This is a genomic window from Alkanindiges illinoisensis (genome assembly GCF_004377485.1).
In the GTDB taxonomy this organism is placed as follows: Bacteria; Pseudomonadota; Gammaproteobacteria; order Pseudomonadales; family Moraxellaceae; genus Alkanindiges; species Alkanindiges illinoisensis_A.
In genome coordinates this window covers 58307-74425 of record NZ_SNTY01000011.1, presented here as the reverse complement: position 1 = coordinate 74425, position 16119 = coordinate 58307, and the positions used below count along the sequence as shown (strand labels likewise).

The 16119-nt window shown below is 47.4% G+C and carries 15 protein-coding genes; 7 read left to right on the top strand and 8 right to left on the bottom strand.

The annotated features are described in order from the left end of the window. Window positions 1-348: 348 nt before the first annotated feature. Window positions 349-963 carry a rhomboid family intramembrane serine protease gene (locus E2B99_RS03225; RefSeq protein ID WP_134243536.1) on the bottom strand — a complete coding sequence of 205 codons (615 nt, stop codon included), beginning with the start codon at window positions 961-963 and terminating at the stop codon, window positions 349-351. Window positions 964-1248: 285 nt separating this feature from the next. Here E2B99_RS03225 and nfuA point away from each other — a divergent pair, with 285 nt between their 5' ends. Further along, a complete protein-coding gene (nfuA, locus tag E2B99_RS03220) occupies window positions 1249-1851 on the top strand; it encodes a Fe-S biogenesis protein NfuA (protein ID WP_134243549.1) in 603 nt (200 codons plus the stop codon). Window positions 1852-2150: 299 nt separating this feature from the next. Here the strand turns inward: nfuA and E2B99_RS03215 are convergent, their stop codons facing one another. Further along, complete coding sequence (locus E2B99_RS03215) at window positions 2151-2699, bottom strand: PadR family transcriptional regulator (RefSeq protein WP_134243535.1); 549 nt, start codon at window positions 2697-2699, stop codon at window positions 2151-2153. A gap of 53 nt (window positions 2700-2752) precedes the next feature. Further along, complete coding sequence (locus tag E2B99_RS14560) at window positions 2753-2914, bottom strand: hypothetical protein (protein WP_166738976.1); 162 nt, start codon at window positions 2912-2914, stop codon at window positions 2753-2755. Here E2B99_RS14560 and E2B99_RS03210 point away from each other — a divergent pair. Next, a complete protein-coding gene (locus E2B99_RS03210) occupies window positions 2913-4979 on the top strand; it encodes an NADPH-dependent 2,4-dienoyl-CoA reductase (protein WP_134243534.1) in 2067 nt (688 codons plus the stop codon). The genes E2B99_RS14560 and E2B99_RS03210 overlap by 2 nt on opposite strands. A gap of 103 nt (window positions 4980-5082) precedes the next feature. Further along, the gene (locus tag E2B99_RS03205) at window positions 5083-5523 is read left to right on the top strand and encodes a nuclear transport factor 2 family protein (protein WP_134243533.1); all 441 of its coding nucleotides are present in this window, start codon (window positions 5083-5085) and stop codon (window positions 5521-5523) included. 165 nt (window positions 5524-5688) lie between these two features. Here E2B99_RS03205 and E2B99_RS03200 read toward each other — a convergent pair whose 3' ends face one another. The 4 genes from E2B99_RS03200 to E2B99_RS03185 all read right to left on the bottom strand — a co-directional run bounded on the left by E2B99_RS03200 (window position 5689) and on the right by E2B99_RS03185 (window position 10029). Next, entirely contained in the window at window positions 5689-6222 is a 534-nt protein-coding gene (locus tag E2B99_RS03200) for a YbjN domain-containing protein (protein ID WP_134243532.1), read from the bottom strand. A 262-nt stretch (window positions 6223-6484) separates the two neighbouring features. Further along, complete coding sequence (locus E2B99_RS03195) at window positions 6485-7483, bottom strand: hypothetical protein (RefSeq protein WP_134243531.1); 999 nt, start codon at window positions 7481-7483, stop codon at window positions 6485-6487. A gap of 55 nt (window positions 7484-7538) precedes the next feature. Further along, window positions 7539-8543 (bottom strand): alpha/beta fold hydrolase, encoded by a 1005-nt coding sequence (locus E2B99_RS03190; RefSeq protein WP_134243530.1) that lies wholly within the window; start codon window positions 8541-8543, stop codon window positions 7539-7541. Window positions 8544-8742: 199 nt separating this feature from the next. Then, window positions 8743-10029: a mechanosensitive ion channel family protein gene (locus E2B99_RS03185; protein WP_134243529.1), complete on the bottom strand. Its 1287-nt coding sequence runs from the start codon at window positions 10027-10029 to the stop codon at window positions 8743-8745. Between the two features lie 221 nt (window positions 10030-10250). On the opposite strand from E2B99_RS03185, the gene E2B99_RS03180 reads away from it, so the two are divergent. Next, window positions 10251-10865 carry a carbonic anhydrase gene (locus tag E2B99_RS03180; RefSeq protein WP_134243528.1) on the top strand — a complete coding sequence of 205 codons (615 nt, stop codon included), beginning with the start codon at window positions 10251-10253 and terminating at the stop codon, window positions 10863-10865. A gap of 94 nt (window positions 10866-10959) precedes the next feature. Here E2B99_RS03180 and E2B99_RS03175 read toward each other — a convergent pair whose 3' ends face one another. After that, window positions 10960-11625, bottom strand: a complete 666-nt coding sequence (locus tag E2B99_RS03175; RefSeq protein ID WP_134243527.1) for an arylesterase — start codon at window positions 11623-11625, stop codon at window positions 10960-10962. A 102-nt stretch (window positions 11626-11727) separates the two neighbouring features. Here E2B99_RS03175 and E2B99_RS03170 point away from each other — a divergent pair, with 102 nt between their 5' ends. From E2B99_RS03170 to E2B99_RS03160, 3 genes are all read left to right on the top strand, one after another. Continuing rightward, on the top strand, window positions 11728-12483 hold the full coding sequence (locus tag E2B99_RS03170; protein ID WP_134243548.1) for an ABC transporter ATP-binding protein: 756 nt from the start codon (window positions 11728-11730) through the stop codon (window positions 12481-12483). Between the two features lie 3 nt (window positions 12484-12486). Then, complete coding sequence (locus E2B99_RS03165; protein ID WP_134243526.1) at window positions 12487-14916, top strand: ABC transporter permease; 2430 nt, start codon at window positions 12487-12489, stop codon at window positions 14914-14916. A gap of 93 nt (window positions 14917-15009) precedes the next feature. Beyond that, window positions 15010-16113, top strand: a complete 1104-nt coding sequence (locus E2B99_RS03160; RefSeq protein ID WP_240687707.1) for a 4-phosphoerythronate dehydrogenase — start codon at window positions 15010-15012, stop codon at window positions 16111-16113. Window positions 16114-16119 lie beyond the last annotated feature (6 nt).

The following is a 16119-nucleotide window of genomic DNA, read 5'->3' as shown; positions in this document are numbered from 1 at the left end:
ACGGATGCATATATTGCAGAAATCACTCAACGATTGAACCATCGTCCAAGAAAAAGACTCGGATTTAAAAGTCCGAGTCAGGTATTATTCCAAGAACATGGTGTTGCACTTCAAATGCTAATCTAAGAATAATTAAAACGAACAAGGCTATCGAATAAAAATATAAGTGAAACTATAGATCTCTTTCATGAGTCTGGTTTCGACAGGCTCAACCAACGCTGCCTACGGTCACTGAGCTTGTCGAATTGGTCGAAGGCAGGTTGGTATGACTTATGAAAGAAGTCTTACATCAAATCACTGATCTGATTTTCAGGTTTTAAAATTAACCTTAAAGGGATGCAAAATATTTTAATGAAGATGCAGCAATTCCTGTATAAAGCGTGGTACCAACCGTGGCTCAATTGCAATGGTTGCAATTACGCCAAAACCTGCACCCCATAAATGCGCACTGTGGTTGATATTGTCCTGTCCACGTCGTGCTGAATAAACGGTATAAGCCGTGTATAGCAAGGCATAGAGAATGGCTGGCATGGGAATGAAAAATACAAAAATCAGGTTCCATGGCTCAAACAGGATATAGGCAAACAGCACTGCGGATACTGCACCTGAAGCACCAAGACTCAGGTAATTGGGGTCATTCTTATGCTTGAAATAGCTGGGTAGCATGGCCACCACCAAAGCCGCCAGATAAAACAGGATAAAACCCATTCCGACAAAATAAGGCCGGTAAAATGTTTCAATCGCATGGCCAAAAAAATACAGGGTAATCATGTTGAACAGCAAATGCGTACCATCAGCATGCACAAAGCCGTAAGTAATAAAGCGGTCAAACTGGCCACGGCGCATGGCTGGCGGCCACATGATCAGGCGATTCATCACCACACGGTTGCCAAATGCAATAAACGACAGCAGACAGGTAATAAGAATTAATGTCAGGGTATGGGAAAAAGGTAAACCTAGCATTTTAGTCGGATTAATGGTTATTGTGATGGAATAGTAAAGTACTTTTAGGCCAAATTGTTGTGTATATACGCCTAGTTACATTTTTAGCCGATCATGATGATCGATATTTTGCCAAGGGTTTTCCTACATTTTGCCCAAAAAATCACTTAAACTTGTGTTTGATGATCATAGCCCTCATCTATGCGCTATGATGTGCCCTCTGCGCAGGAGTTAGTTGTAATGTCTGTTGAAAATGCCACCACGATTGAAAATCAAGCCACTCAAACTACCAGCTTACCGGATGAAATGATCCCGAACATGGTCATTACGCCCAGCGCTCAGGAATACCTGAATGACTTGCTGGCCAAGCAAAATACGCCTGGCATTGGTGTACGCATTTTCGTTGAGCACCCTGGTACTGCCCGTGCGGAATGCTGCATGGCCTATGCCACACCAGAAGAAGTGAATACGCTGGATTACCAGCAACAGTATGATGGCTTCCCGGCCTACATCGACACGCCATCCATTCCTTATTTAAAAGATGCCGTGATTGATTACAACAAGGATCGTTTTGGTGGTCAGTTAACCTTTAAGGCACCTAATTCCAAAGTGCCTCGCGTGGGTGCAGATGCGTCGGTAGAAGAGCGCATTGCTTATGTATTGCAGGCAGAAATCAATCCGGGACTGGCCGGACATGGTGGTAACGTGTCGCTGGTTGAGCTGTTTACCGATGAGGAGCATGGCCTGACTGCGGTATTGCAGTTTGGCGGTGGCTGTCAGGGTTGTTCAGCGGTGGATGTGACTTTAAAGCAGGGTGTGGAAACCACGCTGAAAGAGCATATTCCTGAGCTGGGTCGTGTGATTGATAAAACAGATCATACCCAAAAAGAAGGTGCTTATTTTAAATAAGTTTTTGTTTTAAATTCTATGCGCTTGCTGATTGCTTGTTATGGGGGCTATTAGCAATGAGCGTTAAGAAAATCAACAAAATCAGTCGTTAAGAAATGAAAATTGTTTGAGCGTAGCGAGTTTTTTCATTTTAGGCTGATGCGTTGATTTTTAGTTCATTGCTATTGCCTTGATCTTTTGATTCTTTTGTATCAAGACAAAAGAACGTAAGAATTGATTCTAGTTAAATAAAAATGTTAAGACGCCGTCGTGTTTAAATTATAATTTTTAAAATAAAAAACTTTACGCTTAAATGGTTCCTATTTGTTCGAATCCAGCTTTTTAAATAACGCAATTGTGTCCTTTGCCCATTGAATCCAGGTTCTTTGCGTTTCAATCCCTAACAACAATACCCGATACTGAATTTGCTGCTCGCGGCTAAGCACACTGTCTTTGATAAAATCACGCTGTTCAATGGTCAGATATAGCGCCAGTTTTTCTTCATGCAATTTCAGGTGGCGTTTGAGCTCTTCTTCAATACCCAATGGGCCAAGTATGGCCTCGGCTCGCAGCCGCACCGCCATTTCCTCGCGAATCAGGTAAGGATCAGTCGCCAGCAACACCCATTGTTTTAATTCCTGCCTGCCTGCTTCCAGTACCTCATAGGTTTTCTTTTTGGTCTTACCAGCATCTTCTGCCGGACTTGCATGAATCCAGCCCTGATCTTCCATGCGTTTAAGCTCGCGGTAAATCTGCTGGTGGGTGGCACTCCAGAAAAAGCCCATGGACTTGTCAAAGCGGCGCGCCAGATCATAACCAGAGCTTGGCTTTTCCAATAAGGAGGTGAGCAGGACGTGAGCGAGTGACATGCAATACCGCAAATGAGTGAGCAGAAAAAAGTATTAAATACTGTAAAAATAATTTATGCAACCAGTTGCATAGTGATGGAAAATAAATTATAAAATCGGCAGAGCAAATCATGCAACAAAGTGCATAGTTGTGATCCAGTATTTTTAAGAAACCATATCGTGCTGATCACAACCGCCAGCGTTTTAATTTCCGTCATAAAGGAATAGCCAGCCATGTCAAATCCCAATGCCCAGCCTAACCATCAGCCACAAGATCAAGCATCTGCGTATCCGCATTTGTTAGCCCCGCTTGATCTGGGCTTTACCACCTTACGCAACCGTACCCTGATGGGTTCCATGCACTTGGGGCTGGAGGAATTACCGGGTGGTTTTGAGCGCATGGCCGCATTTTATGCCGAGCGTGCACGTGGCGGCGTTGGCCTGATTGTCACAGGCGGTATTGCACCCAATCCTGAAGGCGCCGTTGTACAGGGCGGTTCAGTGTTAAACAATCTGGAAGAAGCCGAGCATCACAAGGTGGTGACCGATGCGGTACATGCAGAAGGCGGTAAAATTGCCCTGCAAATCCTGCACACTGGCCGCTACGCGTATAATCCTGCCAATGTTGCACCCAGTGCGGTGAAAGCACCGATCAATCCATTTGTGCCGCATGAACTGACTGGCGAAGAAATTGAGCGCACCATTGAGGACTTTGTACACTGTGCAAAAATGGCACAGGTTGCCGGATATGATGGCGTTGAGGTGATGGGATCAGAGGGCTATCTGATTAACCAGTTTATTGCCGAGCGTACCAATCACCGGACTGACGAGTGGGGCGGTAGCTATGAAAACCGTACCCGCTTTGCACTGGAAATTGTGCGTCGCATTCGTGAGGCCGTGGGCACTAACTTTATTATTATCTATCGCTTGTCCATGCTGGATCTGGTGGAAGGCGGTTCCAGTTATGACGAAGTGGTGCAACTGGCTAAAGCCATTGAGCAAGCAGGGGCCACACTCATCAATACCGGGATTGGCTGGCATGAAGCACGTATTCCAACCATTGCCACCAAAGTGCCGCGTGCTGCCTTTGCATGGGTGACCAAAAAGCTCAAAGGTGAAGTCAGCATTCCTTTGGTTACCACCAACCGTATTAATGCGCCGGATGTGGCCGAACAGATTCTGGCTGAAGGCAGTGCCGACATGGTGTCCATGGCACGTCCGTTTCTGGCTGATTCGCAGTTTGTCTTAAAGGCTGCGAGCAACCGGAGCGATGAGATTAATACGTGTATTGGCTGTAATCAGGCCTGCCTTGACCATATTTTTGTAGGCAAGATTACGTCCTGTCTGGTTAATCCGTATGCCTGCCATGAAACGGTATTGACGGCAAAGCCGCTGGAAAAAGTTAAGAAAATTGCAGTGGTGGGTGCAGGCCCGGCCGGTCTGGCCTTTGCAACCACTGCGGCCAAGCGCGGCCATCAGGTGACCCTGTTTGATGCTGAAAACCAGATTGGCGGCCAATTTAACGTGGCCAAGCTGATTCCGGGCAAGGAAGAATTTTATGAAACCCTGCGTTATTTCAAGCGTCAGCTGGAGCTGGGCACTGTCGAGTTAAAACTGGGACAGTATGTTGATCTGGATTTGTTGAAAAATGGCCAGTTTGATGAAGTGGTGCTGGCTACCGGTGTAACCCCGCGTCATTTGAATATTGAAGGGATTGATAGTCCCAAGGTACTGACTTATCTGGACGTGTTGCGTGATAAAAAACCGGTGGGCAAACGGGTTGCGGTGGTGGGTGCAGGCGGTATTGGGTTTGATGTGTCCGAATACCTGACCCATGAAGGCGAAAGCGCCACCTTGAATCCCAAGAAGTTTTTTGCCGAGTGGGGCATTGACACCAGCTATGAGCATCGTGGGGGGATTACCCAGCCTCAGCCTGAAGCCAGTCCACGCGAAGTGTATCTGTTGCAGCGCAAGTCCACCCCGGTTGGTGCCAATCTGGGCAAAACCACGGGCTGGATTCATAAGGCCGGCCTAAAGCACAAGCACGTCACCATGATTAATGGCGCCAGCTATGAAAAAGTGAGCGAGCAAGGCTTGCATATTGTGGTCGATGGCAAGGAGCAGGTGCTGGAAGTGGATAACATCATTATCTGTGCCGGGCAGGAACCATTGCGTGCCATGTATGACGACTTGCAGGCGGCAGGTATTTCTACGCACCTGATTGGCGGTGCGCTAGAAGCAGGCGAGCTTGATGCCAAGCGTGCCATTTTAAATGGAACTGAACTTGCGCTAGCGATTTAATAGCCCTAATCCAATCAGCCAGATCAATGCCAGCGGGTATATTAACAACCCGCTGGCAAGTTCTAAGCAAAAAACAAGGTATAAACGTTCAGGGAGAACAGTCATGAGTACATCAGCAATAACCGCACAGCTTCAACCAGCGGTGGCAAGCTCACTGGAAAAGTGGCACCACATGCTACAAACCCGCGATATGAGCATTCTGGCTGAGCTGCTGGACTCGAATGTGGTGTTTCGTTCACCCATGGCGCATCGGCCTTATACGGGTTCGCTGGCGGTGGGATTGATTCTTAAAACAGTAATTACCATTTTCGAGGATTTCACTTACCATCGTGAGTTTGCAACTGATGATGGTTTGCAGGTGGTGCTGGAGTTTAGTGCTGTGGTCGATGGCAAGGCACTTAAAGGCATTGACATGATTGGCTTCGATGCACAGGGCAAGATCGTGGATTTTGAAGTGATGATTCGGCCATTTAATGCATTGGCAGCATTGGGCAAAGAAATGGGTGCTCGAGTGGGTGCCCAGCTTGAAGCGCACAAAGGCTAATCTGTTAAGGCGAACTTAGTGTGATTTAAAACCACGGCAAAACTAGTAAATAAAGTATCAAATAAAAAAGCTGGCAAACCAAAAAGGTAGCCAGCTTTTTTATTTGATCGGTTTTATTGAACGATTTTATTGATGGGTACAGCCTTTAATCAATAGGCTAAAAAATCAGTGCACAATTTCATCAACCAGATCAAAACCCTTCGGCATGTCGGGATTTTCTGCTTCCATCACGATCATATCCAGATCGCGTTCGGTATCCATACCCAGTGCCAGTGCATTAAAGTACAAATCAAAGCTGTGAAAATTGCCATACACCAGATTGCGTAAAATCGTGCTGTTCAGACCAAAGCCTTCCACATCAATGCTGGTTTTATAGCGTAGTTCGCCATCGTCCCAGTCCATTTCAAAATTGCCCAGAATCAGGCCGTAATTAATCCGGCAAATAAGTTCACTCATGCGGGAGCGCAAATGCTCTGGCACCTGATCAGGATACAGGCTATACACCAGCACGCGCGACGTTGTTTCAAAACAGCGTACCATGCACGGCCATTCGCCTTTATGGCCTTTAATAAAAATCCGGAAAGTGACTGCATTGTCCTCATCCAGTGAATTGGCAGGGACAATGGGTTTTACCCGGTCTACCTTAAAACCTTCTTCGACCAGTAGTGCTTCTACCGTATCTGACAATGATTGAGTCATAAAAAAAATTGTTCTGGTACATAAAATCTTAGGGCTTTAGTGTGCCACGAAATGCCATAAAAAGCAGTTAAAGAGATGTAGTTATAAAAATTAGCGGACAGTTGTTGCAGGTGCAGCATTAGATTTTTTTAGAAGATAACTAGCGTTTAACTTGTAGATTTACTTAGAAGAATAACGCATGATTTGACTTCTTAAATCAAACCATGCGCCATTGAAATCAAACGCTAGAAAATCAACTTAGCCCTTTAATCTGCCTGATATTTTAGTCAGCAAAAATGGCGGCCACTTCACTGGTCTGGTAAAAATCACGCAGGCGGGCTTCTACACGCTGGGCCACATAACCTTCTTCAATCAGCTGACGTACCACTGGCATAATCGCCAGTTTGAGTTCCTGCTCAATCAGTACAGCATCCACGTTGACATCACGCAGGATTTTGCCCAGCGTATGATGTTTGTTCTGGCTGTACCAGTGTGCGATGCCATCATTCACCTGAGTGCGGATATAGTCGCTACTGCGCAGGCTGTCCCAGGTGCGGCTAATCACTTGCGCGCCGCTGGTCAGGCTATCATTGTCCACATAGTTATTCACCATACTCACAGGTTGCTGTGCCACAGTTTGCCATCCCTGCTGAATGAGCTGATATACCTGCTGGTCATTAAGATGGCGGTTGGCCATTTTTTCACTGACGGCAATCAGGTTGTTAATGTTTTTGCTTAAATAACCCTGCAAGGCAGAATCCAGGTTGCTGTCAGTTGCCTTTTCCAATACGCTTTTACCCATTTTCATCAGGCTGCCAACACCGGGCATTTTCTTGGCAATCACATTGTTTTCCATATAGTCATTGATGGCATGGCTAATGGTTTGTGACAGCATCTGGGCATAAGCCGGGTTGCTAAAAATCCGGTGAATAAAGGCTTCACGATGTTCTTTTTGCGAGGACAGGTATTGCGCTACGGTTTCTACTGAATCAGCAGGAACCAGGCCCGCAATCTTGATGCTGTCATTGCTGGCATGCGTTAGGGCAAACTGGATTTGTGACACAATTTGCTCAGTGAGATGTGCTTGTACCGGATAATCCAGTGCCTGCTTGCCCAGTAGTGCCTGTAAGTGTTCCAGTGTAATCAGCTGTTCAACAGGCTTTTCAGACAGGTGCGCCACCAGCGTATTGACTTCATCACTGACGGTTTGCTCGGACTGCAATTGCAGCAGGATATAACGCAACTGGGCCTGTAATAATTGTTCTGCTTTGGGGTGAATCATAAGTTTCTCGAAGACTAAAAGTGTTTAATAAACCAGAGCCTAACCAAAGCCTGTGTTAAGGCGCTGATCCGGCAAACGGATTTGGAGTGGCTACTGCTTTTTGTAAAAACGGCAGGTACTTCTGAATAACGAGCTGTTCGGCTTCCAGAATAGGTGTATGGCCAACATTGGGCAGAATCACTGGTTCCTGTGCATTTTTAATCAGGCCTTTGAGTTCTGGCACCACATTGACATCAATAATCTTGTCCTGCTTGCCCCAGATAATCAAGGTAGGCGCTTCAATGGCTTTGGCAGCCAGCGCAAAGGTTTCCGGGGTGTAATAGCCGTACAGTTTAATGAGTTGCTCAATCACCTTACGGGTATTGTCCGATTGCGCCATCATCATTTTTTCCTGCTCCTGCTTGAGCGAAGATGGAATAAACGGCGGATTGTACATGGCAATTTTCATGAGTTTGTCAAAGTCACCCGGCTTGGTAACCACAATATCACGTAGCAGGGTAGGGTCTTTTAAATAGGGACTTTGGGCAGTCTTGAATACGCCGGCACTGTCACTCAGCAACAGGCTTTGCACATCAAAAAAGTATTGCGCTGCATATAGGCCAGCCACCGCACCACCCAGTGAGTGACCCGCCACGTTCAGGTTTTTATTAATGCCGGCAGCTTCGGTAAAGCGGCGCAGGGCTTCCACCATATTAGGCACTTGCAGGTCAAAGTCTGCCGGAACTTTGGTGTCGCCATGTGCAGGCAGGTCGGGAATAATGACATGGTAATAAGGTGTCAGGTAACGGGCGACCCGGTTCCAGTTGTCGCGACTACCGGACAGGCCATGTACCAGCATCACGGTTGGCTTGGCTTTGTCGCCGCCTTCGCTGTAAGTCCATTCAATGTCACCTACTTTAAGCGTATGCGTGGTTAAGCCAGCCCAGGCACGTTCTTCCTGTAAAACCTGCTGGAAACTTTGCTGGGGCAGGGGCACAGCCTGTGCCGCTACAGTAGTGATTCCAGTTAACCCCAGTGCCATGACAAGCGGTAGTAATGGCTTGCAAATTGTTTTCAACATACCTCTATTCCCTGAAAAAAGATTGTTATCGCATTTAGCCTAACAGACAGCAACAAATTACAATTGGCAATCACACTATTTTTTTAATTTTTTTAGGCCAATTAACACACCAAACCAGCAGCATTGATCTGGTATGTTCATCGAAATACGGTGCTGCGGATTTTTCTTCCTGAAAGCCATAGAACTGAGGTATTACAGATTAGTGTTCTTGCTGCATCGGCGTGGTTTCAGGCGAGGCAGAAAAACTCACCAAACCCATGTTAGTCAGGTCAGCGCCGCTGGGTTGCTGAAACACCCGCAAGCCAAATTCCGGCAAAATTGCCAGCAGGTGATCAAAAATATCGGATTGCACATTTTCATAAAATGCCCAGTCAGTGCTGTTGCTAAAGCAGTAAATTTCCAGTGGCAAGCCCTGCGCCGTTGGCTCAAGCTGTCGCACCAGCAAGGTCATTTCCTGATGAATACCCGGATGATGTTGCAGGTAATTCTGGATATAGGCGCGAAAAGTACCAAGATTGGTGAGTGCGCGCTGATTAAGCTTGCTATTGGCCTGTGGTCCCAGACTTTCATTCCATGCTGCAATTTCCTGATTTTTTTCATCCAAGTATTTATCCAGCAAAAACGATGATTTTAAATGCTGGTATTCATCATTATCCAGAAAATGTACGCTGGTCTGATCCAGTAAAATGGCCCGCTTAATCCGTCGTCCACCGGATTCACTCATGCCGCGCCAGTTCATAAACGTATCAGTAATCAGGCGGTTGGTAGGAATGGTGGTGATGGTTTTGTCAAAATTCTGGACTTTAATGGTATTTAGTGACATATCAATCACATCACCATCGGCATTAAGTCCAGGCATGGTAATCCAGTCGCCCAGCCGCACCATGTCATAAGAAGAAATCTGAACACTGGCAACCAATGACAAAATAGTATTTTGAAATACCAGCATCAGTACGGCAGCCATTGCACCAAAACCGGCCAGCAGGGTAAATATATCCTTTTGCAGGAACGTACCAACAATCAAGAGCGCGCAAACAATAAACAAGACAATCTTGACCAGTTGCAAATAGCCTTTAATCGGCTTGTTGCGCGCAACCGGACGGCGTTGGTACAGCTCATTTACCACATTGAGTGCCGCGCTAATGGTCAGCACAATGGTAATAAACACCCAGGCCTGAGCCAGCATCCCTACAATTCTAATAATGCCCGGTGACAGGTGTGGAACCTGTGCAATACCTATCTTAATGACCAGCGCAGGTACAATATTGGCAAAACGGTCAATCACCTTAAACCGGCTCAATGCACCGTTATGGTTCAATGGCAGCAGCTGGCTAAAACGGCGAACCCCGCGCACAATCACATGCTTGGCCAGCCAGTTGGCAATCCACGCTACCAGAAGCAATATGCCCAATCCCAGCAGCATTTCCATCCAGTCATACTGGTCTAGCCAGCCTGCAAAACGGTTCCATAATTCAGAATGTTGCATATCATCTATACTGTACCTGTGCTAAAGCAGTCATTGTAAGTTCCTGAATTCAAATGCATGCTAATAAAAAGTTCCCATTTTGTTGGAAATTGTAGGAAAACCTTTAACTCCTTTTCATCCTGTACTCAGCATTCAACAAAGCCAAGAAGTCCTATCAGCAAAGTATAAAAGTTTGGTTATAATACTGGCGTTAAAATTAAACCATGTTGAGCAAATAGGTGATGATTACTGCACAAGAGGCGCTTGAACGCTTAAAACAGGGTAATGCAGAATTTGTCGCAGGAAAGCCTGCCAAGGACACACATTTAAGTCTGGTCGAGCGTGCAACGCTGGCCAAAGAGCAAAATCCATTTGCCATTATTCTGGGTTGTTCCGATTCCCGCGTTCCGGCTGAAATTGTATTTAATCAGGGACTGGGTGACCTGTTTGTAATTCGCGTGGCAGGCAATATTGTCGCGCCATCCCAGGTAGGCAGTGTGGAATTTGCTGCTGAACGCTATGATGCACCGCTGGTGGTGGTGCTGGGTCATTCACATTGTGGGGCAATTGCTGCAACCATTGAAGCACTGCGCCATCCCGATCAAAAACCGTCCAGTAATTTAATGTCCATTGTGAATCGGGTGCGGCCTTCAGTGGAAATCCTGATGCACACCGACTTGCGCCATGATCTGGAAAAACTGCGAAAATATGCAGTGCGCGCCAATGTGCAGGCGTCAGTGAACCAGTTGCGTCATGGCTCAGCCGTACTGGAGCAGCTCATTGAAAAGGGTGAGCTAAGAGTAGTGGGCGCAGAGTATTCACTGGAAACCGGTACAGTGGAATTTTTTGATATTTAGCTTGATTGGCTAGTAGAAATTCACTAGATCATAAAAAGGCGGTTCTGCTCATAACAGGCCGCCTTTTTAATCAGCAACACATTTTGGTGCAGGCTTATTTCAGGGTTTTTTCAATCTGCGGCCAGGCATTGTTTAACAACTGGTTTTGTGCATTGGCCGTCGGATGCACCAGATCACGCTGCATCAGTTGGTTGTTGCCTGCAATGCCCTGCAAAAAGAATGGAACCAGTTTAACCTGCTGTGCCTTGGCCACATTGCTAAAGGTTTGTTCAAAAGCCTTGCTATAGGCGCTGCCATAATTGGGTGGAATTTTCATACCCAGCAGTAAGGGTTCAGCCTTGGCATTTTTTGTGATGCTCACCAGTCGGGTGAGATTGTTCTGAATGCCTGCGGGTGGCTGGCCACGCAGCGCATCATTACCACCCAGTTCTATCACCACCACTTGCGGCTTATAAGTCGTCAGCAATTTGGGCAAGCGTGCCAGTGCACCACTAGTCGTTTCTCCGCTCACGCTGGCATTGATCACCTGATGCTGCTTGGGATATTTCTGGTTGAGGCGCTGCTGTAATTTTGCCACCCAGCCTTGCTCTACATTAATACCATAGCCAGCACTGATACTGTCTCCTAAAATCAGGATGGTTTTCGCACTGACTGCAGTGGTACTGAATAATGACAATGTCATTACAGTAGTAATACCCAGCGTTTTAATAGGTTGAAAAACCGGATCTTTGAAGGCAGCGTTTTTTACAGAGAATTTCATATGCAAGACCAGACTCAGGCAAGCTCGGGAACAGAACAACTATTAAAGCAGAATGAGCCAATGCAAACTGTTGCAGAAGGTTTATCCAGCGCTCAGCCCACACTGTCCAAGCCAATCATTATGGCAGAGCAACTTGAACAAACCGTGAAGACGGCAACTGGTGAAATCACCATTTTGCATCAGCTCAACCTGAGCATTATGGCCGGAGAGCAGGTTGCCATTACTGGGCGCTCCGGCTCGGGCAAATCAACCTTGCTGGGGTTGCTAGCCGGACTGGACCAAGCCACGCAAGGCCGCATTTTCCTGTGTGGACAGGCATTGCATGATTTAAACGAAGATGAACGTGCGCGAGTGCGTTTGCATTATCTGGGCTTTGTGTTTCAGTCTTTTCAGTTATTAAACCATTTGTCGGCACTGGATAACGTCATGCTGCCCTTAACCTTGAGTAAAACGGTATCGCCACGCCAGGCACGCCTGCGCAGTCAGGAGTTGCTGGAACGGGTGGGTTTACAGGACCGGATGCTGCAAACACCACGGGTATTATCCGGCGGAGAGCAGCAACGGGTAGCCATTGCCCGTGCATTAGTGACTGAGCCACAGGTTATTTTTGCTGATGAGCCCACCGGAAATCTGGATGGTCATACCGCCCGCGCGATTGAGGATTTGCTGTTTAGTTTAAACCGGGAACGCGGCACAACACTGGTGCTGGTGACGCATGATCTGGAATTGGCCAGCCGTTGTAACCGGCAACTGCATTTGCAGGATGGCCATTTTCAGGAAAGTCCGGTGCTGGCTGAAAACGGTATTTTAAAACAGGGTTATCAGGATCATTTGACCCGTTCTGTGTCGGGAGAGTAGGACATGGGACTGTTTATCTTAATGCTGCGCCAGAGTATGGCAGGACGTGGCGTCTGGATGCTATTTGCCTCACTGGTGCTGGCGGTAACTGCCACGACGGCCTTGCGCTTTACCAGTGATACGCTACGTATTGCCATTAATCAGCAAGCCGGACAATTGCTGGCAGGAGACCTGGTACTGAGCAGCAACCAGCCGCTAGATGCAGTATGGCAGCAGCGGGCACAACATCAGCAGTTGCGTACCAATACCACGACAGTGTTTAGCAGTATGGCACAGGCTCATGAGCAGTTTGTGCTGGTTAATGTCAAAGCCGTAAATCCCGGCTTTCCATTACGCGGCGAGCTCAGCATTAGCCCGCGAGCAAAGCCCATGCCGATTCCTGCGCCGCAAACCATCTGGTTAAGCCCACGTTTGTTTGACTTGCTCAAAGTCCGGCTAGGTGACCAGATTCGGATTGGCGATGCCAGCTTTAAGGTAGCAGCTTCCATTGTGCGAGACCCCAATCAGGAAACTGGTATGAGCGGGTTTTCACCCACGGTGATCATTAATCAGCAGGATGTGGCACGAACCAAGGCCATTCAAGTGGGCAGTCGGATTGATTACCGGCTGATCATGGCAGGCCAGCCGCAACAGGTGCAGGCTTTTGAACAGCGCTATAAGGATAACTTGCCTCAGGGTGTGCAACTGCGTGTTGCCAGTCAGGGCAATACCCGTTTGATGCGTCCAGTACAAACACTGGATGACTATGCACAAATTGCCAGTATCCTGACCATGCTGCTGTGCGGGGTTGCGATTGCATTGGCTTGCCAGCGTTATGTAACTGAACAAATTGACCAGTTTGCCATGCTGCGCTGTCTGGGCGCGAGCCATCGGCAAATGATCATGGTGTATCTGGGCTTGCTGGGGTTATTACTGCTGGCTGCTGCCATTAGCGGCACTATTGTGGGTGCCGGGGTTAGTTATGGTTTGCTCCATATTTTACATCAGGCACTACCGGCACTGGAGTTGCAGTTTCAGCCGGTCATTTTGCTGGGCATGCCACTATTGACCGGTATTTTTGCAGCTGCTGTACTGCTGGCGGGTTTTGCAGTGCCTGATTTATTGCGGCTGATTTATGTGTCACCGTTACGGGTTATTCGCCGGATGGAGCAGCATTTTAGCTGGTCAAAAATCCTGATTGGTGGCAGTGCTTTTGAAGCATTGTTTATTTTTTTACTGGTGCAAACTGGCAAGCTGGGTTTGAGTATTACCTTGCTGGGTGGTGTGCTGGTATTACTCGCAGTGTTATATGTCATCACACTACTGCTGCTAAAACTCATTCAGAAAACTGGTTTTGGCCAAAGCTATATCCGTCAGCCCCGGCAAATCAGCCTGCAAATTCTGGCTTTATCACTAGGACTAGGCTTACTGACCATCTTGCTATTCCTGCGTAATGACCTAATGCAACGCTGGCAGACCAGCCTGCCACAGGGCACACCTAACCAGTTTGTGTATGGCTTACCACCAGACCAGAAAGATGAATTTGTGCGGCGTTTGCAATTACAGCAATGGCAAGGTACACCGCTATATCCCAACATTAAAGGCCGTTTGATTGCCAAAAATGACCAGCCCTTTAGTGCAGCGCAAATCAAACAGCACAATAGTTTGCGCCGTGAGCTTAACCTGACCCAGTCCAGCCAGTTTCCAGCCGATAATCAGGTGCTGGCCGGTAAGCCGTTCAGTGCTGTTAATCAGGTATCGGTAGAGCAGGAAACCGCCACCAGTCTGGGCATTAATTTGGGCGATAAACTCACCATGAGCCTGCCAGAAGGTAATTTGATCGCTACTGTGGTTAGCATTCGTAGTGTTAACTGGGATAGCTTTAGTCCAAACTTTTTCTTTATTTATTCGCCCGGTAGCATGGATCAGTTTGCAGGCAGTTATCTGGGTAGTTTTTATGTTCCTCCGGCACAGCATCAGCAACTGGCCCAAGTTATTGCCGATTTCCCTACCACGGTATTTATTGATATTGATGCAGTGTTAAACGAAGTGCGCCGCTTGCTGGAAGTTCTGGGTCAAGCGCTGGCACTTCTGGCCGGGCTGGTGTCCATTGCAGGGGTACTGGTGTTGCTGGCCAGTTTGCAACTTTTGGTTGACCAGCGTCAGTCAGAGGTTATTTTGTTACGGGTAATTGGCCTGTCGCGCCAGCAATTGCGCCTGCGTTTAAGTCTGGAAATGGCCATGATTGGGGTACTGGCTGGTTTGATGGCTGTTGTTCTGGCAGAAAGTGTGGCTGGCTTGATGAGCTGGCGCTTAAGCATTCCTTTTAGCCTGCATTATAGCTGGTGGATTATCCTGCCAGTTATTATGCTATGTCTGGCATTGGTTATTGGCCAGTCCCGTTTACGCCCACTCTGGAATACATCACCGTTAATGATTTTACGTCGAGAGTGATTCAGGCAAGACTGATTTTAAAACAAATATAGTTAAGCCCATTTATGTTTGAAGCAGTCATTTCTATCAACAATCAGCCATAAGGACGCCGTTTTGAACCAAAAGACATTGCAGGACAAACCGCTAAAAATTATTGCAGATGAAAACCTGGCGCTGACTGATTATTTTTTTGCGGATCTGGCCGATATTGAATACCGGGCAGGGCGTGGCATTCAGGCCAGTGACGTGCATCACGCCAATGCCTTGCTAGTGCGATCAGTGACCAAGGTCACGCCAGCATTGCTGGAAGGCTCGGCAGTTGAATTTGTGGGAAGTGCAACCATTGGCACCGATCATATTGATCTGACAGGTCTTGCTGTGGCCAACATCGAGGTAAGCCATGCGCCGGGATGCAATGCACAAGCTGTGGCTGAATATGTAGTAACAGCAATTTTAACCTTGCAGCCTGAAAAGATTCATGCGGGTAGAGATTTTTGCTTAGGTATTGTGGGCCTTGGTAATGTCGGCAGCAGACTGGCAATGCTTGCACAGCGACTGGGCTGGCGCGTGATTGGCACCGATCCAAATGTGCAATTGCCAGATGTGGAAAACCTAAACTTTGCACAAGTGCTGGCACAATCAGATGCCATTAGCATTCATGTACCGCTTACCCGGACTGGGATTCACGCTACCTATCATTTATTTAATGCAGACACCTTTGCCCAAATGAAACCCGATTGTTTTCTCATCAATTCAGCCCGTGGTGAAGTGGTGAGCGAGCAGGCCTTACTGGATGACATTGCAAAAACACGGCGTCTGGTAGTGCTGGATGTATTTGAGCATGAACCGGTGATTAGCCAAAATCTGCTGGATCATCTGGCTTTAGCCACGCCCCATATTGCAGGATACAGTCTGGAAGGCAAGGCACGCGGCACGCAAATGATCTATCAGGCCTTTTGCCAGCATTTTAATCTGGATGCGCCAAAGCAATTTGAAAGCCAGCTTGCTGACATGCCAGAGTTATTTAATTCTGACCAGCCTTTGCAAACCCAGTTATTGGCTTTGCTGCCACAGCTCTATGATATCCGTGCGGATGACCAAGCCTTGCGGGCAGGGCTCAATACAGAGGGTATGGTTGATGCTACCCATTTTGATTATTTGCGTAAAACTTATCCTTTGCGCCGTGAGTGGGCGGCCTATGGTGATCAGGTGTTGTAATCAAAA